This window comes from Pseudomonas sp. B14(2022), assembly GCF_012030485.1.
GTDB lineage: Bacteria > Pseudomonadota > Gammaproteobacteria > Pseudomonadales > Pseudomonadaceae > Aquipseudomonas.
Genome location: NZ_JAAUVM010000017.1, coordinates 116382 through 136405, shown reverse-complemented (window position 1 = coordinate 136405; position 20024 = coordinate 116382). Strand labels below are relative to the sequence as shown.

At 62.4% G+C, this 20024-nt stretch carries 19 protein-coding genes; 7 read left to right on the top strand and 12 right to left on the bottom strand.

What is annotated here, in order from left to right; genetic code table 11:
* Nucleotides 1-284: 284 nt before the first annotated feature.
* The 3 genes from dsbG to dsbD are packed head-to-tail and all read right to left on the bottom strand — an operon-like array spanning nucleotide 285 to nucleotide 3600.
* Complete coding sequence (gene dsbG, locus HCF10_RS22585; protein WP_145336520.1) at nucleotides 285-1046, bottom strand: thiol:disulfide interchange protein DsbG; 762 nt, start codon at nucleotides 1044-1046, stop codon at nucleotides 285-287.
* Complete coding sequence (locus HCF10_RS22580) at nucleotides 1022-1873, bottom strand: TlpA disulfide reductase family protein (protein ID WP_167656444.1); 852 nt, start codon at nucleotides 1871-1873, stop codon at nucleotides 1022-1024. The genes dsbG and HCF10_RS22580 overlap by 25 nt, the downstream gene beginning before the upstream one ends.
* Nucleotides 1873-3600, bottom strand: a complete 1728-nt coding sequence (dsbD, locus tag HCF10_RS22575; protein WP_131700350.1) for a protein-disulfide reductase DsbD — start codon at nucleotides 3598-3600, stop codon at nucleotides 1873-1875. Before dsbD ends, HCF10_RS22580 begins: the two co-directional genes overlap by 1 nt.
* A gap of 177 nt (nucleotides 3601-3777) precedes the next feature.
* Here dsbD and HCF10_RS22570 point away from each other — a divergent pair, with 177 nt between their 5' ends.
* From HCF10_RS22570 to HCF10_RS22550, 5 genes are all read left to right on the top strand, one after another.
* Nucleotides 3778-4458, top strand: a complete 681-nt coding sequence (locus HCF10_RS22570) for a response regulator (protein ID WP_065927228.1) — start codon at nucleotides 3778-3780, stop codon at nucleotides 4456-4458.
* On the top strand, nucleotides 4455-5777 hold the full coding sequence (locus HCF10_RS22565) for an ATP-binding protein (protein WP_167656443.1): 1323 nt from the start codon (nucleotides 4455-4457) through the stop codon (nucleotides 5775-5777). The genes HCF10_RS22570 and HCF10_RS22565 overlap by 4 nt, the downstream gene beginning before the upstream one ends.
* A 123-nt stretch (nucleotides 5778-5900) precedes the next feature.
* Complete coding sequence (locus HCF10_RS22560) at nucleotides 5901-6668, top strand: N-acetylmuramoyl-L-alanine amidase (protein WP_167656442.1); 768 nt, start codon at nucleotides 5901-5903, stop codon at nucleotides 6666-6668.
* A 149-nt stretch (nucleotides 6669-6817) separates the two neighbouring features.
* Nucleotides 6818-8212 (top strand): aspartate aminotransferase family protein, encoded by a 1395-nt coding sequence (locus HCF10_RS22555; protein WP_167656441.1) that lies wholly within the window; start codon nucleotides 6818-6820, stop codon nucleotides 8210-8212.
* 82 nt (nucleotides 8213-8294) lie between these two features.
* Nucleotides 8295-8516 (top strand): MbtH family protein, encoded by a 222-nt coding sequence (locus tag HCF10_RS22550; RefSeq protein ID WP_017527671.1) that lies wholly within the window; start codon nucleotides 8295-8297, stop codon nucleotides 8514-8516.
* 93 nt (nucleotides 8517-8609) lie between these two features.
* Here the strand turns inward: HCF10_RS22550 and HCF10_RS22545 are convergent, their stop codons facing one another.
* The 7 genes from HCF10_RS22545 to minC all read right to left on the bottom strand — a co-directional run bounded on the left by HCF10_RS22545 (nucleotide 8610) and on the right by minC (nucleotide 15248).
* The gene (locus HCF10_RS22545) at nucleotides 8610-10775 is read right to left on the bottom strand and encodes a mechanosensitive ion channel family protein (RefSeq protein ID WP_145336509.1); all 2166 of its coding nucleotides are present in this window, start codon (nucleotides 10773-10775) and stop codon (nucleotides 8610-8612) included.
* A gap of 52 nt (nucleotides 10776-10827) precedes the next feature.
* Complete coding sequence (locus HCF10_RS22540) at nucleotides 10828-11004, bottom strand: hypothetical protein (protein ID WP_010208820.1); 177 nt, start codon at nucleotides 11002-11004, stop codon at nucleotides 10828-10830.
* A gap of 126 nt (nucleotides 11005-11130) precedes the next feature.
* Nucleotides 11131-12420: a M18 family aminopeptidase gene (locus HCF10_RS22535; protein WP_131700355.1), complete on the bottom strand. Its 1290-nt coding sequence runs from the start codon at nucleotides 12418-12420 to the stop codon at nucleotides 11131-11133.
* Nucleotides 12421-12506: 86 nt separating this feature from the next.
* Nucleotides 12507-13142, bottom strand: a complete 636-nt coding sequence (locus HCF10_RS22530; protein WP_027603908.1) for an RluA family pseudouridine synthase — start codon at nucleotides 13140-13142, stop codon at nucleotides 12507-12509.
* A gap of 96 nt (nucleotides 13143-13238) precedes the next feature.
* Nucleotides 13239-13493 (bottom strand): cell division topological specificity factor MinE, encoded by a 255-nt coding sequence (minE, locus tag HCF10_RS22525; protein WP_003175252.1) that lies wholly within the window; start codon nucleotides 13491-13493, stop codon nucleotides 13239-13241.
* A 3-nt stretch (nucleotides 13494-13496) separates the two neighbouring features.
* Nucleotides 13497-14309, bottom strand: a complete 813-nt coding sequence (gene minD, locus HCF10_RS22520) for a septum site-determining protein MinD (RefSeq protein ID WP_092486440.1) — start codon at nucleotides 14307-14309, stop codon at nucleotides 13497-13499.
* 201 nt (nucleotides 14310-14510) lie between these two features.
* Nucleotides 14511-15248, bottom strand: a complete 738-nt coding sequence (gene minC / locus HCF10_RS22515) for a septum site-determining protein MinC (RefSeq protein ID WP_131700405.1) — start codon at nucleotides 15246-15248, stop codon at nucleotides 14511-14513.
* A gap of 119 nt (nucleotides 15249-15367) precedes the next feature.
* Here minC and HCF10_RS22510 point away from each other — a divergent pair, with 119 nt between their 5' ends.
* Together HCF10_RS22510 and HCF10_RS22505 are read left to right on the top strand one after the other, a co-directional pair.
* Nucleotides 15368-16303, top strand: a complete 936-nt coding sequence (locus HCF10_RS22510) for a lipid A biosynthesis lauroyl acyltransferase (protein WP_167656440.1) — start codon at nucleotides 15368-15370, stop codon at nucleotides 16301-16303.
* A gap of 30 nt (nucleotides 16304-16333) precedes the next feature.
* The gene (locus tag HCF10_RS22505) at nucleotides 16334-17482 is read left to right on the top strand and encodes a patatin-like phospholipase family protein (RefSeq protein WP_167656439.1); all 1149 of its coding nucleotides are present in this window, start codon (nucleotides 16334-16336) and stop codon (nucleotides 17480-17482) included.
* Between the two features lie 108 nt (nucleotides 17483-17590).
* Here the strand turns inward: HCF10_RS22505 and HCF10_RS22500 are convergent, their stop codons facing one another.
* Together HCF10_RS22500 and HCF10_RS22495 are read right to left on the bottom strand one after the other, a co-directional pair.
* Nucleotides 17591-18376: an outer membrane protein OmpK gene (locus tag HCF10_RS22500; protein WP_090407057.1), complete on the bottom strand. Its 786-nt coding sequence runs from the start codon at nucleotides 18374-18376 to the stop codon at nucleotides 17591-17593.
* Nucleotides 18377-18607: 231 nt separating this feature from the next.
* Nucleotides 18608-19957 carry a nucleobase:cation symporter-2 family protein gene (locus HCF10_RS22495; RefSeq protein WP_145336501.1) on the bottom strand — a complete coding sequence of 450 codons (1350 nt, stop codon included), beginning with the start codon at nucleotides 19955-19957 and terminating at the stop codon, nucleotides 18608-18610.
* Nucleotides 19958-20024: the final 67 nt, after the last annotated feature.

Below are 20024 nucleotides of genomic sequence, written 5' to 3'. Positions count from 1 at the left end.
GCCCACGGATTCAAGCCTTCGTTCGGGCATACCGAGCCTAGGCGAGGTACCGAGTGGTGGGGCAAGAGCCCTTTGGTTACTTTGGGGCTTTTCCAAAGTGACCCGCCGTAAGGGCGGAACCCATAGCCGCCGTGACCGCAGTAACGGATATGTACTCACCCAAACCCCAAAAAGCGGTCGGCCCGAAGGCCGCCACGGAAACAAGCTCCCTCACCACAAAGAGATTTTTCAGCCTGAAAGTTGTGTAGATACCCATGCCCCGATGGCGTCAGACCAGGCGCCGCTTACTTCGGCCCCATAATCTTCACCAACTTATCCGGCGACGGCGCCCCTTGCTGTTGCTGCAACCCGCCCTTGTCATCCAGATAGAAAATCGCCGGCGTGGCTGACAGTTCCAGCTCATCCATCAACTTCATATTGGCATCGAGCTTGGCTTCGATATCCGCCGGGATCTTGGCCAGCGCCTGCAATTTGCTGCCCTTGCCGGCGGCTTCGTGTTCTTCCAGGGCTTTTTGCGGGTCTTTGGCGGCGAACAGGGCGGCCGACTTGGCGGCGCTGTCTTCGCGGATGATGCCGACCATGATGTGGCGCAGTTGGACCTTGCCGGCTTTTACCCATGGCCGCGCCTGTTCCCAGAACATGTTGCAGTAAGGGCAGTTGGGGTCGCTGAACAGGTAGACGATGCGCGGTGCCTTAACGTCGCCGTCCTGGATCCAGCTGCTTTTTTCCATCTTGGCCCAGACTTCCTTGGCCATCGGCGCGTACACCAGTTTTTCCAGGGGCGCGCTGCTCAGGTCATTGCCTTGGGCGTCGTACAGGTTGCCGGCGATTACGCTCTTGCCGTCGGCGGTCAGGTACAGGGCCATGCCGCGGTTCTGGTATTGCGCGGCGTAGCCGGTGAGGCCGCTGGGGGCGTCGAACTTGCCGAGGATTTTGGCGCCTTTGGCTTCGATCTGTTTGATCGGTGCCGGCCAGTCTTCGGCCTGGGCCAGGGTGGCCGCCAGTGTCAGCGGCAGCAGGGTCAGCAGGTGGCGGAGGCGAGGCATGTCGGTTTCCTTGTGGCGGCAGGGGCGGTGTCGAAGGGTTCCATGGCGCGGGCCAGGCTGGCCTGGGACAACTCACCCAGGTGGCTGTTGATCAGGCGTCCGTCGGCTTGGTAGAACAGCGTGGTTGGCAGGGCCATGGAGCCCACGGCCTGGCCGAGGCGGCCGCTGGCGTCGAACAATACGTTGTCCAGGTTCAGGCCCTGGGTGGCCAGGTAGGTGCTGACGCTTTGCATGCTCTCGGCCTGGTTGACGAACAGGAAGGTCACATCCGGGCGCATGCGCTGGGCACTTTCCAGCACCGGCATTTCACGGCGGCACGGCGGGCACCAGGTGGCCCACAGGTTGATCACCAGCGGACCGCCCTGGTAATCCGCCAGTTGCACGACCTCGCCATTGGCGTTGCGCAAGGTGATGTCCGGCAGGCGTGTGCCTTTTTCATACACGCTCAAGGACAGGCTGGTCATGCCCCAGAACACCAGCCCGGTGATGACCCCGGCGCTCAGCGGCTTGCGCAGCGCCGGGCGACGCCAGCCATAGAGCAGTGCACCGAGGATCAGCGCGACGACACCGGGCCAGGCGAGAAAACCGCCGTCGCGCAGGTCGACCATCTGCAGCCAGTCGTTGCTGTAGTAGCTCCAGTACATCAGCACAAAGCTGACGCGCGCCGCCAGCATGCCCAGCAGGAACAGGCTGAACAGCACCGATTCCGGATTCTCACCGCCACGCTTGGCCACGCGCCAACCCACCAGGGTGGCGAGAATCAACGCGCTGATCAGCAGGATGTGATTCAGGGCGATGGCGAAGGTGCCGATGGTCAGGGTCAGCATCAGAGGGCGTCCCGGGCTTGAGTCCAGCGTTGCAGGAAGGCGGCGGCATCCACCTCGCCGGTGATGCGCTGGGCGCGGCGTTCCTCACCGTCGGGGCCGATCCACACGAAGCTGGGCGGCCCCGGCACTTGGTAGCGGCCCAGCAGTGCGCGGCTGGCGGCATTGTCGGCGGTGACGTCGAGGCGCAGCAGGCGTACGTCCTTCAGCGCGTCGAGCACTTCGGGCTTGCCGAACACCTGTTTCTCCATGATCTTGCACGACACGCACCAGTCGGCGTAGTAATCCACCAGCACCCATTGGCCCTGGGCCTTGGCGCTGTCGAGCTGGCTTTGCAGCACGGCGGGGTCATTGAGGGTCATGAAGGCTTCGTGGGCGGTGGGGGCGGCAGTGGTCCGCGAGCCGCTGTAGACCTTCAACGGTTGCCACAGGTCATCGCTGCCACCCGCGGCACCCACCAGCAGCAGGCCGCCCCACAACCCCACGACCACGGAACCGGCGCCGAACAGCATGGCAACCCGCCCGAAATCCTGGGCCAGGCGCCAGCCGCAATAGGCCACGGAGATGGCCAGCGCGCCCCACAAGCCGAGCCACAGGCTTTCGTCGATCACCGGGCGAATCATCAGCACGGCGGTGGCCAGGAACAGGAAGCCGAAGATGCCCTTGAGCACATTCATCCAGGTGCCCGGCTTGGGCAGGAAACGGTTGCCCACGGTGACCAGCAACAGCAGCGGCACGCCAATGCCGATGCCCATGGCGAACAGGATCAGGCCGCCATGCAGGGCATTGCCGCTCTGGGCGATATAGAGCAGTGCACCGGCCAGGGGGGCCGTCATGCAAGGCCCCACCAGCAGGCCGGAGAGGGCGCCGAGCACCCCGGCGCCGACCAGGCTGCCGCCGCTTTGGTTGCGGCTGACGTTATCCAGGCGGTCACGCAAGGCCACGGGCAGTTGCAGTTCAAAAAAGCCGAACATCGGCAGGGCGAGGATCACAAACAACGCGGCGAAACTGCCGAGGATCCATGGGGTTTGCAGCAGCGCGGCGAGGTTGCTGCCAAGCAACGCGGCCAATACGCCCAGTGCGGCATACACCAGCGCCATGCACACCACATAGCTGCTGGCCAGGGCAAAGCCGCGACGTGGGCTGGCGCCACTGCCCACCACCAGGCCGGCGAGAATCGGCAGCATCGGCAACGAACACGGTGCAAATGCCAACAGCAGGCCCAGGCCAAAGAACACCAGCAGGCTCCAGCCCAGGCTGCGCTGCTGCAAGCCGCTGGCCAGGCTCTGGTCCTGGGCTTGGGCGGTCGCGGCGACGGCCGGGTTGCCGCCCAGGTCCACGGTGATCGACTGCGGCGGATAGCACAGGCCCGCATCGGCGCAGCCCTGCCAGCCCAGCTTGACCTGGCCGGTGGTACCGGCGGGAATCTTCACTTCCAGGCCCTGGCGATACACTTCCTGCTCGCCAAAGAACTCATCGCTATGGGCTTCGCCCTGGGGCAGCGCGGGTTTTTCGGCCAGGCCATCGAACTTCATGCGCTGCTTGTACAGGTAATAACCGTCGGCAATCTGCCAATACAGCTGGGTCTCGCCACTTTCAAGACGTTCGGAGGTAAAGGTGAAAGCCTTGCCCACCGGGAGGAAATCGGGTTTGGTCTCAAACGGATTGCCCGGCGCGGCCTGGGCGAACCCTGCGAATAACACCAGCAGAAAGGTAAACAGATGCCGCATGGTCAAGCCTTAGTTCGATGCAAGTGAGGCACACAATGTGTGGCGTTGATTAACCGATGATTAACCGGGCGCTATTCTAAAGTGTAGGGAATATCTGAGCTTGCATCTTTTCACGGCATAATCTGCGCTTAATCCGCTGCACTTTTAATCACCCCCATCTTTCATGAAGGGTTCACCATGCACGTACTGGTCTGTGAAGACGACGAACTGATCGCCAGCGGCATCGTGGCCGGCCTCGGTGCCCAGGGCTTTACAGTCGAGCGCGTGGCCACGGCGGCGGCTGCACGGGCGATGCTCAAGGCGGCGACCTTCGACATTATGGTGCTCGACCTCGGCCTGCCCGACGAAGACGGCCTCAAGCTGCTGCAGCAACTGCGCAGCCAGGGCCTGGAGATTCCGGTGCTGATCCTCACCGCGCGGGATTCGGTGACCAACCGCGTCGACGGCCTGCAAGCCGGTGCCGATGACTACCTGCTCAAACCCTTCGACCTGCGCGAATTGGCCGCACGCCTGCAAACCCTGTTGCGCCGGATGGCGGGGCGCAGCGTCAACCTGATCGAGCACGGCCGGTTGACCTACGACCCGAGCAGCCGCGAAACCCTGCTGGGCGGCCAGCCGGTGGACCTGTCCCGGCGTGAACAGGCGCTGTTGCAGGCCTTGCTGCACAACAAAGGTCGGGTGCTGTCCAGCGAACAACTCAAGGACAGCGTCTACGGCTTCAACGATGAATTGGAAAGCAACGCCCTCAACGTGCATATCCATCACCTGCGGCGCAAATTGGGCAACGGCATCGTCGAGACCGTGCGCGGCCTGGGTTATCGCCTCGGCCCGGCAGATGATGGAGAGAATGCTTCGTGAAAAGCCTGCGCCTGCGCCTGACGTTCAAGCTCGGCGCCGCGTTTGTGCTGATCTGGGCCCTGGCGGCGGCCTGGATGCTCAACGACCTGCGCAACCAGATGATGTTCTCCCTCGACCAGCGTTTGGTGGCATCGGCGCGCATGGTGGCGGGCCTGACCGAGCAGATGCCGGGCCTGGCCAGTGTGAGCGGCGGCGCGCATTTCAGTGCCGAGCAACTCAATGTACCGGGGGGTATGGCGTGCCAGGTCAGCTCCTTGCGCGGGGAAATCCTCGCCCGCAGCCATACCACGCCGGATGAGGGCCTGGAGTCGCGCAAGAGCGGCTTTCGTGACCAGGTCATCGACGGTGTGGGCTGGCGCAGTTTTACCCTGTCCCGTGGCGACCTGTTGATCACCACCGCCGACCGCCAGGTGGAGCGCGAGGCGCTGAACCTGTCGATCCTGCTCGCCGCCTCGGTGCCGGTGGGCGTGGCGATGCTCGGTTGCCTGTGCCTGTTGTGGCTGGGCATCGGCCAGAGCCTGCTGCCGCTCAACCGCATGCGTGACGCGCTGATGCGCCGCAGTGCCGACTCCCTCGAACCGTTGCAGATCCACCCGCTGCCCAGTGAACTCAAGCCGCTGCTCGACACCCAGAACCAACTGTTGCAACGCATCGCCAAGACCATCGAACGCGAACGCCGCCTCACTGGTGACGCTGCCCACGAGCTGCGCAGCCCGCTGACGGCGATCAAGACCCACCTGCAAGTGGCGCGTATGACCGAGGGCGCGGCCCGCGACCAGTCCCTGGCCCATGCCGAGGAGGGCGCCGACCGCTTGCATCGCACCCTGGAGCAATTGCTGCTGTTGGCGCGAGTGGAAGGCAGCCTGTCGTTCGACGATGGCTTGCAGTCCAGCGCCGAGGAAGTGGCGCGGCTGGCGATCCAGGACGCGAATGCCGGCGACAATGCGCGTATCGACCTGAACCTGGCGGACAACCTCAGCGAAACCCCGGTGGACATGCCGGTGGGCCTGGCGGTCGCGGCCCTGCGCAACCTGCTGGACAACGCCCTGCGCCACACGCCCGCAGACACGCGGGTGGAACTCAGTGTGTTCACCGCCACCGATCAAGTGATCTTCCGCGTGCGCGACCACGGCAAGCAGATTTCCCCCGAAGACCTGCAATATCTCACCCAACGCTTCTGGCGCAATGGCAACAGCGAGGGCTGTGGCCTGGGCCTGGCGATCGTGCAGGCGATCGTGCAGCGCTGTTCCTGCTCGTTGACGTTCGACAGCCAGGTGGATGGCCTGCGCGTCGAGCTGGGTATGCCGTTGCGAGACTGACCGCGTTTTTTCATGTGCCAAATAGTTACCGCCCGCTTGACGTTCAACCCTTCAGGATGGCGGTAATTTTTTTGCGCTTGAACGGGCCGAAAGACTCGGCCTGTATTGAAAAGGACGGTTCTTATGTTGGTCATCGATACCAGTTTCCCAGCCAGGGATTTCAACGAACGTCACGGCGAACCCGTGCGGCAGGTGATCCTGCATTACACCGCGGCGCCTTTCGCCTCCTCCTTGCGCACCCTGACCCGGAACGGGGTCAGCGCGCATTACCTGCTGCCTGATCCCGATGAGTCCGGCTACCGTGCCGCCGGGTATGACGAGTTGCGCGTGTTTCGCCTGGTGCACGAAAACCAGCGCGCCTGGCATGCCGGAGCGAGTTATTGGGCCGGGCGCGATAACCTCAACAGTCGGGCGATCGGCATCGAAATCGTCAACCTGGCCCGGGATGATGGGGGCGTATTCACCTTTCCAGCGTACGGCCAGGAGCAGGTGGCGGTGTTGATTGCGTTGCTTCGCGACATCCTTGGGCGTTATCCGCAGATCGGCCCGGCCGATATTCTCGGGCATTCCGACGTGGCGTACTGGCGCAAGAGCGATCCGGGGCCGCGCCTGCCGTGGCGCGGTTTGTTCGAGGCGGGAGTGGGAGCGTGGTTCGATGAGTCGATGCGGGCCATGTACCAGCGCCGGTTCTGTGTCGGGTTGCCGCCTGAAGTGGAGGTGGAACGGGCATTTCAGCGCTATGGCTATAAGCCGGCGCAGAATCGCCAGGCGTTCGAGCAGCGCACCCGGGCGTTTCAGATGCACTTTCGGGCGCGGGATTATTCTGGCGTGCTGGATGCAGAGACCTGCGCGATCCTGTATGCCTTGAATGAAAAATACCGCGGACTTTGATCTCATCCATCAGTCAACAATCACTGCCCCCTAAATCCTCTTATCGCTGGTGCGTTTCCAGAACAGGAAATCCGTGCGCATGCCCTTGGGCCAGACGCCAACGGATCGGCAGTTTGGTCACCATTATCCGCGTATTGAGGGATCGAGAGATGTCAGTCGCTACCAGCCGTATCGAAGATACCCAGGTGCATGAAACGCTTTATCAGTTCGACGAAAGCCCGCTGCTGGCTCGCCAGCGCCAGCAGGAATCCAACGCCCGCAGTTACCCGCGGCGCATCCCCCTGGCGCTCAAGCGCGCCAAGGGGATCTACGTGGAAGATGTGGAAGGCCGCAGTTTCATCGACTGCCTGGCCGGCGCCGGCACCTTGGCGTTGGGACACAACCACCCGGTCGTGATCCAAGCGATCCAACAAGTGCTGAGCGATGAATTGCCGTTGCACACCCTGGACCTGACCACGCCGGTCAAGGACCAGTTCGTGCAGGATCTGTTCGGCCTGCTGCCGGCGGAGTTGGCGCGGGAAGCCAGGATCCAGTTCTGCGGCCCCACCGGTACCGACGCGGTGGAAGCGGCATTGAAACTGGTGCGCACCGCCACGGGGCGCAGCACGGTGCTGTCGTTCCAGGGCGGTTATCACGGCATGAGCCAGGGCGCGTTGAGCCTGATGGGCAGCCTGGGGCCGAAAAAACCCTTGGGCGCCTTGCTCGGCAATGGCGTGCAGTTTTTGCCATTTCCTTACGACTACCGGTGCCCGTTCGGTCTGGGCGGTGCAGAAGGCGTGCGGGTCAACCTGCATTACCTGGAAAACCTGCTCAACGATCCGGAAGCCGGGGTACTGCTGCCGGCGGCGGTGATTGTCGAAGTGGTGCAGGGCGAGGGCGGGGTGATCCCGGCCGATCTCGACTGGCTGCGTGGCCTGCGGCGCATCACCGAGCAGGCGGGTGTGGCCTTGATCGTCGATGAGATCCAGAGCGGTTTCGGCCGTACCGGCAAGATGTTTGCCTTCGAACACGCCGGCATCATTCCGGATGTGGTGGTGATGTCCAAGGCCATCGGCGGCAGCCTGCCGTTGGCGGTGGTGGTATATCGCGACTGGCTCGACACCTGGCTGCCGGGCGCGCATGCCGGGACGTTCCGTGGCAATCAGATGGCGATGGCGGCCGGTTCTGCGGTGATGCGCTACCTCAAGGAGCACAACCTGGCCGGCCATGCGACAGCCATGGGCGAGCGCCTGGGCGAACACCTGCGCATCCTGCAGCGTGACTACCCGCACTTGGGGGATATTCGCGGACGCGGGCTGATGCTCGGCGTGGAACTGGTGGACCCGGACGGCGCCCCGGATATTCAGGGCCACCCGCCGGTGCATCGCCAGCTGGCGCCGCTGGTGCAGCGGGAATGCCTCAAGCGCGGCTTGATCCTCGAGCTGGGCGGGCGGCATGGCAGCGTGGTGCGCTTCCTCCCGCCGCTGGTGATCACCGCCGCAGAAATCGACCGCGTGGCCGAGATCTTCGGGCGCGCGCTGGCGGCAGCCGTCGCCGGCCTCTAATTTTTTCGCGTGTTGGTACGTTTCTACAGATATCAGCGCTGCGCGTGGTGCGCAGCCCGCCTTTGAACGATGGAGAACAGCAATGACCTCAGTATTCGACCGCGACGACATCCTGTTTCAGGTAGTGGTCAACCATGAAGAACAGTATTCCATTTGGCCCGACTACAAGGCCGTGCCGGAAGGCTGGCGCACCGTGGGCAAGAGCGGCTTGAAGAAAGAGTGCCTGGCCTACATCGAAGAAACCTGGACCGATATGCGCCCGTTGAGCCTGCGCCAGAAGATGGACGGCGCTGCACTGGCGTGACGCAAAACCTGCAGTAGGCCGGCCTGTTGTGGTGGGCGGGCCTGTTGTGGCAAGCCCGCTCGCCACAACAAGCTCATCACATTCGTCATGACCTTACGCGTTCTTGCCCTTCTCCAATCCCCCCGCAGCCCCCGTCACCACCTGCACACTCAAGCGCGGCGTGGCCAGGTCCAGCCCGGCTTCATCCAGATGCCGTTTCAGTGACAAGTTGAACGCCCGTGACACTTCCCACTGCTTGATCGGCGCCGTCTTGAACCGCGCGCGCAGGATCGCGCTGCCGGATTCGAAGCTTTCCACGCCCTGGATCTCCAGCGGCGACCAGATATTGCGGCGTTGCAGCGGGTCGTTGCGCATCTTCTGACCGACATCGCGCATCAGTTTGATCGCGTCGTCGATTTCCATGTTGTAGGGGATTGCCACCCGGAAGATCGCGTAGCCGAACTCCCGCGAGTAGTTCTTGATGCTCTTGATCTCGCTGAACGGGATGGTGTGCACGATGCCGTCAATGTCGCGCAGGCGCACGGTGCGGATGGTCAGGCCTTCGACGGTGCCGAGGTGGCCGCCGACGTCCACGTAGTCATCAATCGCCAGGGAGTCTTCGATGATGATGAACAGGCCGGTGATCAAGTCGGCCACCAGCGACTGTGCGCCAAAACCGATAGCCAGGCCGATCACACCGGCACCGGCCAGCAGTGGCGTGACGTTCATGCCCATGTTCGCCAGGGCGACGATGGCGGCGATGATAAAGATGGTGACGAACAGCACGTTGCGGATCAACGGCATCATCGTCTGCGCACGTGCATTGGCCAGGCCTTTGCGCGAGCGGGTCAGGGCGTGATGGATCGCGGTGTCGCTGAGGATCCAGATCAGCCAGGCAAATAGCAGCGTGCCGCCCAGGCCAAACAGCTTGACGCTGATTTCATGGCCATCGCCTTCGGTAAAGCGAATCAGCGACAGGCCCCACACCCGCAGCCCCAGTTCGATAAACACCAGCCACACCACCAGGTGGGCGAGGGTGTAGACGAAGCTTTTCAGGCGCTCGGAGTACAGCGCATGGCGCTTGTGCCCACGTTGCGGCTTGAGCGCATGGCGACGCACCAGGCCGTTGATCACCATGCACAACACCAGCAACACGGTGCACAACAGCGACTGGCGCAGGGCGGTGCTGGTGTCGCCGGCGGAGACGAAGGTGGCGAACAGCGAGATACCCACCAACAGCAGGGCCGGGATGTACCAGAAGGTGCCGATGATCTCGATCGTGTCGCTGAGGGCGCGGCGGGTCAGGCGGCGCGACAGTGGCTGGTTGCGGATCAGGTGGGCGATCGGCCGCCGGAAACGCAGGATAAACACGCCGGTGGACAGTGCTGCCATCACATTGGCGACCGTGGCCGCCGTGTGGGCCAGGTGCTGGCCGAGCGCGGTTACCAAGCGTGGATCACTCAAGGCTTCACCAAAGGCGGCAAAGCTGCCGATCCACCACAGCGGGCGGAACGCCTGACGGCGCAGGATATACAGGGCGCGATGGCGGTGCGGGCCGTCAAGCACGGAGAAGGCAATCACACAGATTGCCGAGAAACAGGTACCGACCACCAAGGCGTAAGCCAGCACCATTGCCAGGGATTTGCCCAGGGACGAGGGCAGCGCGTAGCTCAGGTACACCGTGATCACCAGCGCGATCAGCCAGGGCCCCAGCTTACGCAGGGCGAAGCGCAGCATGTCCCAGGTACGCGGGTGTTGCGGCAACTCCTCGGGCAGGCCGAAGCGCTCGCGTACCCGGTGGCTCAGCCAGATCAACATGGCGGCAAGCAGGCTCCACACGGCGAGGATCATGGCAAAGCCGAAAATGATCGGCAGCCATTCGCTGGCCGGCAGCATCAACGCGCTGAGTTCATCCTTGGCCAGGTCGATTTCATTCGACCAGCGCCCCAGCGGGCTGTCGGCGCCGGAGAACTGCTGCTCCAGGCCCGACAGCGTGCTGCCGATCAGCCCGAGAACGCCTTGTTCGGCGGCGGGCTGGGCTTTCTGGGTGGCGGCCCGCAGCTTCTTCAAGTCGCTCAGCAACTGGGTGCGCTGCTGGTCGTTTTCCAGGGTCTTGATCACCTCGTCCAGCGACTGCCCCAGCGGCACTTCGGCGTGGGGTTGGGTCTTGTTGGTGCTGAGCAGCCCGGGCAAGCCCACCGCTTGGGCGGGCGAGAGCGGCAGCAGCGTGAGCAGGGCGATCAGGAAGCAGCAGGGCAGGGCAAACAGACGGGAAAGCACGAGGCGGTCAACCTTGAAAACGACGGGTTGAGCGAGTGTACGAGTGCAATCGTCATTCGGCCAGTTTGGCGAGGATCTTGTACACCACGGTGCCCAGGATCAGCAGCATACCGATCCACATGCCGAATACGCCCAGGGGCTTGTCGCGGAAGTTGAAGCCGACGGCGAGCATGATCATGCCGATCAGAATAGGGATAAGCATGGCGTGGAAAGAGGACATGGAGATCATGGGACGACGGCCTTGTCGGAGTGGGAATACTGACAAGTCTAGGTCGGATTGCAGAAGGTGGCGTTGATATGTGTCAGGTTGGATTTCCTGTAGGCGCTGGCAAGCCAGCGCCTACAGGAGGTTTGATCAGGGCAGGTCGTGGCTGGCGTAGAACGCGCCCAACACCTTCACCAAATGCGCCAGGTCATGGCTGCCGCACAGTTCACGAATGGAGTGCATGGCAAACGTCGGCAAACCGATGTCCACCGTACGCACACCCAGGTGGCTGGCAGTGATCGGGCCGATGGTTGAGCCGCAGCCCATGTCGCTGCGCACCACAAAGCTCTGCACCGGCACTTCTTCGGCCATGCACAGGTGGCGGAAGAACCCGGCGGTTTCGCTGTTGGTGGCGTAGCGCTGGTTGCTGTTGACCTTGATCACCGGGCCGGCATTGAGCTTGGGGCCGTGGTTGGCGTCGTGCTTGTCGGCGTAGTTCGGGTGTACGCCGTGGGCATTGTCGGCCGACACCAGCAGGGATTTCTGGATGGTGCGTACGAATTCATCACCTTCGGGCAGCAGGCGACGCAGGGTCTGTTCCAGCATCGGGCCATCGGCACCGCAGGCCGAGCAGGAACCGACTTCCTCGTGGTCGTTGCACACCAGCACGCAGGTTTCGTCGCTCTCGCTGGTGAGCAGGGCTTGCAGACCGGCGTAGCACGACAGCAGGTTGTCGAGGCGTGCGCCGGCGATGAAGTCGCCATTGAGGCCGATCACGGCGGCGCCCTGGGTGTCGTAGAAGCTCAACTCGTAGTCGAGCACCACATCGGCGTTGAGCCCATGCTCCCGTGCAAGCTGCTCGGTGAGCACGGCACGGAAGTCCACGCGCTCATCACCGGCAAATTGCGCGAGGATCGGCGGCAACTCGGTCTGGGCATTGATCGCCCAGCCCTGGTTGGCTTCACGGTTCAGGTGAATGGCCAGGTTGGGGATGATGGCGATGGGCAGCTTGAAGTCGATCAGCTGGCTTTCGACCTTGCCGTCACGGCGGAAGGTGACGCGGCCGGCCAGGGACAGGTCGCGGTCGAACCACGGCGCCAGCAGCGCGCCGCCGTAGACTTCCACGCCCAGTTGCCAGAAACCCTGGCGCTGCAGCTCAGGCTGGGGCTTGACCCGCAGGCACGGGCTGTCGGTATGGGCGCCGACCAGGCGAATCCCGCCTTGCAGCGGCGAGTGGCGGCCGAGCTTGAAGGCGATGATCGAGGAGTCGTTGCGGGTCACGTAGTAGCGACCGTTGGCTTCGGTGGCCCAGGTCTCGCGCTCGTCGAGGCGCTGGAAACCGGCCGCTTCCAGGCGCTGGGCCAGGGCGGCTGTGGCATGAAAAGGAGTAGGGGAGGCCTTGAGGAAATCGATCAGGCCTTGATTCAACGCTTCGCGCATAAATAGCTCCAGACAGCAATGCGCGGAGTTTACCGTTCGAGGGCGAGAAGTGCACCGCCCCTCCCACATTTACTGTATTTACAGCTTTAGAACGGTGCAGGGCACTCAAAGCGCAAGCGCTCGCCGCTTTGCGGGTGAGTGAAGCTCAGCATGCTCGCATGCAGGCACAGGCGCGGCCACGCAGCCAGGGCCTGTTCGTGGGCATACAAACCATCACCCAGCAACGGATGGCCGATGGATAGCATGTGCACACGCAACTGGTGCGAGCGCCCGGTGATCGGCGTCAGCTCGACGCGGCACCAGTCGCCACAGCGTTCCAGCACTTTCCAGAAGGTTAGCGCGTGCTTGCCGAACTCGTGGTCCACCACATGGCGCGGCTTGGTCGGCGGGTCATAGCGCAAGGGCAGGTCGATGCTGCCGCTGTCCAGTTCCGGCTGGCCCCAGGCCAAAGCGGTGTAGGCCTTTTCGGTTTCGCGGTCGTGAAACTGGCGGGACAGTTCGCGATGGGTATCGGCGTCCCGGGCCAGCAGGATGATCCCCGAGGTTTCCCAGTCCAGGCGATGGACGATGCGGGCTTCGGGGTAGCCGTTTTCCTGCAGGCGGGTGATCAGGCAGTCCTTGTTGTCATCGGCGCGGCCAGGCACCGAGAGCAGCAGGGTCGGTTTGTTCACCACCAGGACAGCGTCGTCCTGATGCAGGATATGAATAGTGGACAGCGGCATTAAACAGCCTCGTAACAAACGCCAACGGCGGCTCGACCACCCGGTTCCCGCAAAGGGATCAAGGTGACCGAGCCGCCGTGGCGGCCGCCTGTTCGATCAACGATCAGGCAGGGTGATATTGAGTTCCAGAATCGAGCAGCTGCCGTCGTTTTCAAGGGCGACATGCACGTCATCGTTGCCGATATTGACGTACTTGCGGATCACCTCGACCAGTTCCTTCTGCAAGGCTGGCAGGTAATCCGGGGTGCTGCGTTGGCCGCGTTCGTGCGCCACGATGATCTGTAGACGCTCTTTCGCGACCGACGCGGTGCTTGGCTTTTTGTTGGCGCGAAAGAAGTCGAGAAATTTCATTGTTTAGTTGCCTCCAAAGATACGCTCGAAGAATCCCTTCTTCTTTACATCGAGGAAGCGATGTTCCACGGACTTGCCCAGCAAACGATCGACAGCATCGCTGTACGCCTGGCCGGCGTCGCTCTGGTCGTCGAGAATCACCGGCACGCCCTGGTTGGAAGCCTTCAGGACTGCCTGGGATTCCGGGATCACACCCAGCAGGGTCACGGCGAGGATGTCCTTGACGTCTTCAACACCGAGCATTTCGCCATTGCTGACGCGCTCAGGGTTGTAGCGGGTGAGCAGCAGGTGCTCCTTGATCGGGTCTTCACCTTTCTCGGCGCGCTGGGACTTGCTGGCCAACAGGCCGAGCATGCGGTCCGAGTCACGTACCGAAGACACTTCCGGGTTGGTCACGACGATGGCTTCATCGGCGAAGTACATCGCCAGGTGAGCACCGGTTTCGATACCGGCCGGCGAGTCGCACACTACGTACTCGAAGGTTTCCTTCAGTTCGGCGAGAACTTTGCCTACGCCTTCCTTGGTCAGCGCATCTTTGTCGCGGGTCTGGCTGGCGGCCAGTACATACAGGTTTTCAAGGCGCTTGTCCTTGATCAGGGCCTGTTGCAGGTTGGCTTCACCGTTCACCACGTTGACGAAGTCGTACACCACGCGGCGTTCGCAGCCCATGATCAGGTCGAGGTTACGCAAACCGACGTCGAAGTCGACGATGACTGTTTTGTGGCCGCGCAGTGCGAGGCCGGTACCGATAGCGGCGCTGGTGGTGGTCTTACCCACACCACCCTTGCCGGATGTAACCACGAGAATCTTGGCCAAGGTGTTTCACCCCTAAGGAAAAAGGACCTTTCAGTCCCTGAAAAACATCTCTTGGAACTCGCTGCAGGCGGACAGCCCTTGTAGGAAAAAGATGTGGTTTCCTTAGGGGAAACGCCAGCTTTCAATCATTCCTACACAAGTATTGCCGGTTTCGCTGTGCTATCAGAGTCTAGAGATGCTTGGAAAATGCGGCAGTATCCGTTAAAGACGGATGATGTTCAACACATCGCCCGACAGGCTGACTTGCACTGCGGCGCCCCACAGCGGATCACGGCGCAAATCTTCTGAAACCTTGTACTGGCCCGCGATGGACACCAGTTCGGCGGTCAATTGCTGGCAAAAAATGCGGGCCTTGGTATCACCCTTGATGCCGGCGAGGGCTCGGCCGCGCATCGGGCCGTATACATGGATGTTGCCATCGGCGAGAAGTTCCGCGCCGGGACTGACCGAGGCGATCACCACCAGGTCGCCGCCCTGGGCGTAAATCTGCTGCCCACCGCGTACGGGCGCAGTGATTATCTTTGTAGGCTTGATCGTCGGTTCCGGTGGTTTTTCCGGTTTTTTCGTCACCTCTCCGACCAAAGGTTCAAGCGGACGCTCACGGGCGCCGGAGGGCGGCAGTACTGGCAGTTCAATTGCGATGGCTGCGGCAATGTCTTCGATACGGCTGGCGCGAATCGCCAGGGTCCGCAGGCCATGGGAGCGGCACACGCGCATCAGGCCGGGCAGATCGATAGCGCCTTGGCCGGCCGGCAGTTTGTCCAGGGCCAGTACCAGCGGGGCGTTGTTGAAGAAATTCGGCGCCAGGGCAACCTTGGCGGCGAGTTGGCGGTCCAGGGCGTCAAGGTCGTTGCGGGCCAGTTCCAGCACGGTGATGGCGAGCATGCTGCCTTTCAGCTGGAACACGGGATCTTGGTCTAGCGGTTCGGTTTGGCTCATGGTCGGCAAAAAGCGGCTTGTCACGAAAAGTGTCGAGACTTATAACGAGAACACTCACTGGCCGCAAGCCGAGTCGAACCGTTGTAGAATGCGCGGCCCTGTCTTTCCCGGAATCTGTAATGGATCGCCCGCTTTTTCGAGCTGCATTTTTTCACCCGCGTTTTTGGCTGTTATGGCTGGGACTCGGCCTGCTGTGGCTGGTTACCCAACTGCCGTACCGCGTGCTGCTGACCATTGGTCGCCTGCTGGGTGCGGGCATGTACCATGTGGCCGGCGAACGCCGCCGCATCGCCGCGCGAAACCTGGAACTGTGTTTCCCGGAAAAATCCGCCAAAGAGCGCAAGCGCCTGCTCAAGGAGAACTTTGCCTCCACCGGCATCGCCTTCTTTGAAATGGCCATGAGCTGGTGGTGGTCGCGCCAGCGCCTGGCGCGCCTGGCCCACGTCGAAGGCCTCGAACACCTCAAGCAGGCCCAACTGGATGGCAAGGGCGTGATCCTCATGGCCCTGCACTTCACCACCTTGGAAATCGGTGCTGCCTTGCTGGGGCAGAAGCACACCATCGATGGCATGTACCGCGAGCACGGTAACCCGCTGTTCGACTATATCCAGCGCCGTGGCCGTGAGCGGCATAACTTCGATTCCCTGGCGGTCGAGCGCGAAGACGTGCGCGGCATGCTCAAGCTGTTGCGTGCCGGTCGCGCCATCTGGTATGCACCGGACCAGGACTACGGCGCCAAGCAAAGTATCTTTGTGCCGCTGTTCGGCATCCAGGCCGCTACCGTGCCTGCTACCAGCAAGTTCGCCAAACTGGGCAAGGCGCTGGTGGTGCCGTTCACCCAGGAGCGCCTGGCGGACGGCAGCGGTTACCGCCTGGTGATCCACCCACCGTTGACCGACTTCCCGGGGGAAAGTGATGAGGTGGACTGCCTGCGCATCAACCAATGGGTCGAAGCCTCGGTGCGCGAGTGCCCCGAGCAATACCTGTGGACCCACCGCCGCTTCAAGAGCCGTCCACCGGGCGAGCCCAAGCTGTACGAAAAACGCCGTCGCTGATACTGACTTTTTCCCATACGGAGTGACGCAATGCACCCAGCTGAACCGGTTACAGGCTTGATTCTCTCCGGCGGCGGGGCGCGAGCGGCGTATCAGGTGGGGGTGTTGGCGGCGATTGCCGAGCTGTTGCCGCCGGGAGCAGCCAATCCCTTTCCGGTGATCGTCGGCACCTCGGCCGGCGCGATCAATGCGGTGACCCTGGCCAGCGGCGCCATGGACTTCACCGCCGCTATCGGGCGCCTTACGGCCTTCTGGCAGGGCTTTCGCAGCCACCTGGTGCTGCGCAGTGACTGGCCTGGGGTGATCCGCCAGGCGAGTCGCTTCCTCATCCACAGCCTGCTGGGCATCGGCGCCCAGGTACCGGTGGCGTTGCTCAACAGCTCACCGTTGCGCGACCTGCTGCACGAGCGGTTGAACCTGGATGGCATCGACGAGGCTATCCGCCACAAGCATTTGCACGCCGTGGCGGTGACGGCCTTCGGCTATGAGTCCGGGCAGGCGGTGACCTTCTATCAGGGTGGCGGCACCATCGATACCTGGCTGCGCCATCGACGTATCGGCGTGCCGACGCAACTGACGGTTGATCACCTGCTGGCCAGTTCGGCGATCCCCTTGCTGTTTGCCCCGGTGAAACTCGACCAGGAATATTTCGGCGACGGCGCGGTGCGCCAATCCGCCCCCATCAGTCCGGCGCTGCACCTGGGGGCGACCCGTGTGCTGGTGGTGGGCGTCAGCGGCAACCCACGGGGCAATGAGCCGGCGGTGCAACGTACCTACACCGGCCAGGAGCCGACCCTGGCACAAATCGGTGGGCATATGCTCAACAGCACGTTCATCGACAGCCTGGAAAGCGATATCGAACTGCTGGAGCGTCTGAACCAGTTCAGTCATCACCAGCCCTCCGACAGCGCGGCCCGTGGCCTGGCACCGGTGGAAGTGCTGGTGATTGCGCCAAGCCAGCCGATCGATGAAATCGCGGCAAGGCATCGGCAGGAATTGCCGGCGGCGTTGCGGTTGTTCTTGCGTGGGCCGGGGGCGACCAAGACGAGCGGGGCGGGGGTGCTGAGTTACTTGCTGTTCGAGGCGGGGTATTGCAGCGAATTGATCGAGTTGGGCAGGAAAGATGCGCTGGCCAAGCGCGAAGAGATCATGCGGTTTCTGCGCCTGCCGCCTATCTGAATGTGGGAGGGGCTTGCTCCCGATAGCAGTGTGTCAGTTAACAAATATAGTGACTGACACTTCGCTATCGGGAGCAAGCCCCCTCCCACGTTTGTCTTGCATTGGCTTTTAGAAGTGGTACTTGACCAGGAAGCTCGCCGTGTCCTGGTTCGTCTTGAACGCGCCCGAATCCTCGATCCCGTACTTGTTCTTCCAGTAGTCGTATTCAAAACCTACATACAACTGCTTGTCGCCCCAATGCAGCGCCTTGCCCAAGTCGTATTTGACCTGTGGGTTGAAGTGCAGGTTGGCGTGGTAAGTGCCACGGGCGTTCTTGTCGTTGTCCACCACCCAATCCATAAAGCCGTCGATCAGGATGTCGGAGTTGCCCACGGGGAGGGTGTACGCCCATACCGGGGTGATCTGCCACACACCGTCACCCGGGCGATTGCCTTCGGTCTGGCGCTGGTAGAAGTTCAACTGGAAGTAGTCGAAGCCAGGGACGTTCAGGTCAAAGCCAGGGCCGAGCAGGTACGACTCGTTGTCGCCTTCGCCGAACTCATACGTGAAGGCCAGCAACACATCCTTGATCGGGCCGAAGGACAGGTCCTGGTCGAAAATCTTACCGAACGACAGTCGCGGGCTGATCTCACCGTAATACGTGCTTGGGCCGACGTTGCCGTCTTCCTTGCCGTTGTAAAAGATGCGGTCGACGAAGACGAAGTTGTCGCCGTACTTCCAGGCATCGGCATGTTCGAACGTGACGGTTTGCTGGATCTGTGGGTTGACGGTAAAGCTCTTGCCCCACAGATACGTCAGGCTGTTGTTCTGCCACTGCAACAAGTCACCGGCCACGGCCTGGCCGCCGGCCAGCAGGGATCCCGCCAGCATCAGGCCTTTGAACATAGGTTTCATTCGGTTGCTCCCGAGTTAAAGTTTTATGGTTTTTCTTCTGCACAGGCGCTCTGGTGTGGCGCCTTTGGGTGGTTATAAAAGTGGTCTGAATGGTCAGCTTTATTGCTACAGCAAGACCCGCGCCAAGGCGGCAAACAACCGTCAATTCAAGCGGGCGCGGAGAATACTGGCTCCCACGTCAGGGCTCAAGTGCGCCGTTACAGCGCGCACAGGGCGACAATGGGGCATGCCTCAGGTGTGGGCGGGGTCGACTACGGGGCGCTCAGCGCCGCCGAGAATGTTGAACAGGATATTCAGCGATAGCGCGCTGAGGGTGGCCATGGCAATTCCGCTGTGGGTAATCGGGCTCATCCACAGTGGCAACTGTGCGAAGAACTCCGGGCGCACCACCGGGATCAGGCCCATGCCGATGCTCACCGCCACCAGCAACTGGTTGCGCCGGTCGGCGATATCGGCCTCCTGGAGAATCTTGATACCGGTGGCCGCCACCATGCCGAACATGGCAATCGCCGCACCGCCGAGCACCGCAGGTGGAATCGACGCCACCAGGTACGCGGCCTTGGGCAGCAGGCTGAGCACGATCAGGAAGGCACCGGCCATGATCGTCACCGAGCGGCAACGCACGCCGGTCATTTGCACCAGGCCGATGTTCTGTGCGAAGGAGGAGTGAGTGAAGGTGTTGAAGAAACCGGCGAAGAACGACGCACCGGCATCACACAGCAAGCCACGGCGCAGCATTTTCGGCGTGACGTCCTGGCCGGTGATCTTGCCCAGCGCCAGGAACATCCCGGTGGATTCGACAAAGATGATCACCACCACCAGACACATCGACAGGATCGGCGCCAACTCGAACTTCGGCATGCCGAAGTGCAGCGGCGTCACCACTTGCACCCACGGCGCCTGGGCCAGGCCGCTGAGGTCGACCATGCCGATGGCCCCGCACAAGGCGTAACCCAGGCCCATGCCGATCAGCACCGAGATATTCACCCAGAAGCCGCGCATGAAGCGGTTGATCAGCAGAATGGTGGCCAGTACCAGGGCGGCAATCGCCAGGTAAATCGGTGAGCCGAAGGTGGCGGCTGCGCTGCCGCCACCGGCCCAGTTCACGGCCACAGGGAACAGCGACAGGCCGATGGCGGTGATCACGGTGCCGGTCACCAGCGGCGGAAAAAAGCGCACGATCCTGGACATGAACGGCGCGATCAGCATGCCGAAGAACCCGGCGGCGATGGTGGCGCCGAAGATGCCCTGCAAGCCGATACCGGGCATGCCGGCCATGGCGACCATGCTGCCGACGGCGGCGAAACTGGCGCCCATCATCACCGGCATGCGGATGCCCACCGGGCCGATGCCGAACGACTGCACCAGGGTGGCGATGCCGGCTACCAGCAGGTCGGCGTTGATCAGAAAGGCGATTTCTTCACGGCTCAGGCCGGCGGCCTGGCCAATGATCAGGGGTACGGCGACGGCGCCGCCGTACATCAGCAAGACGTGTTGCAGGCCTACCAGAATCAGTTGCAAGAGGGGCAGCCGCACCATGGCGGGCGCGGCAGGAATCTGCGGGTCGACTAACTCGGTCATGCAACACCTCGGATCTTTTTATTGTTGTGTTGTGTGGAACGCAATCTCTAAATCACTGCAGTCCCCT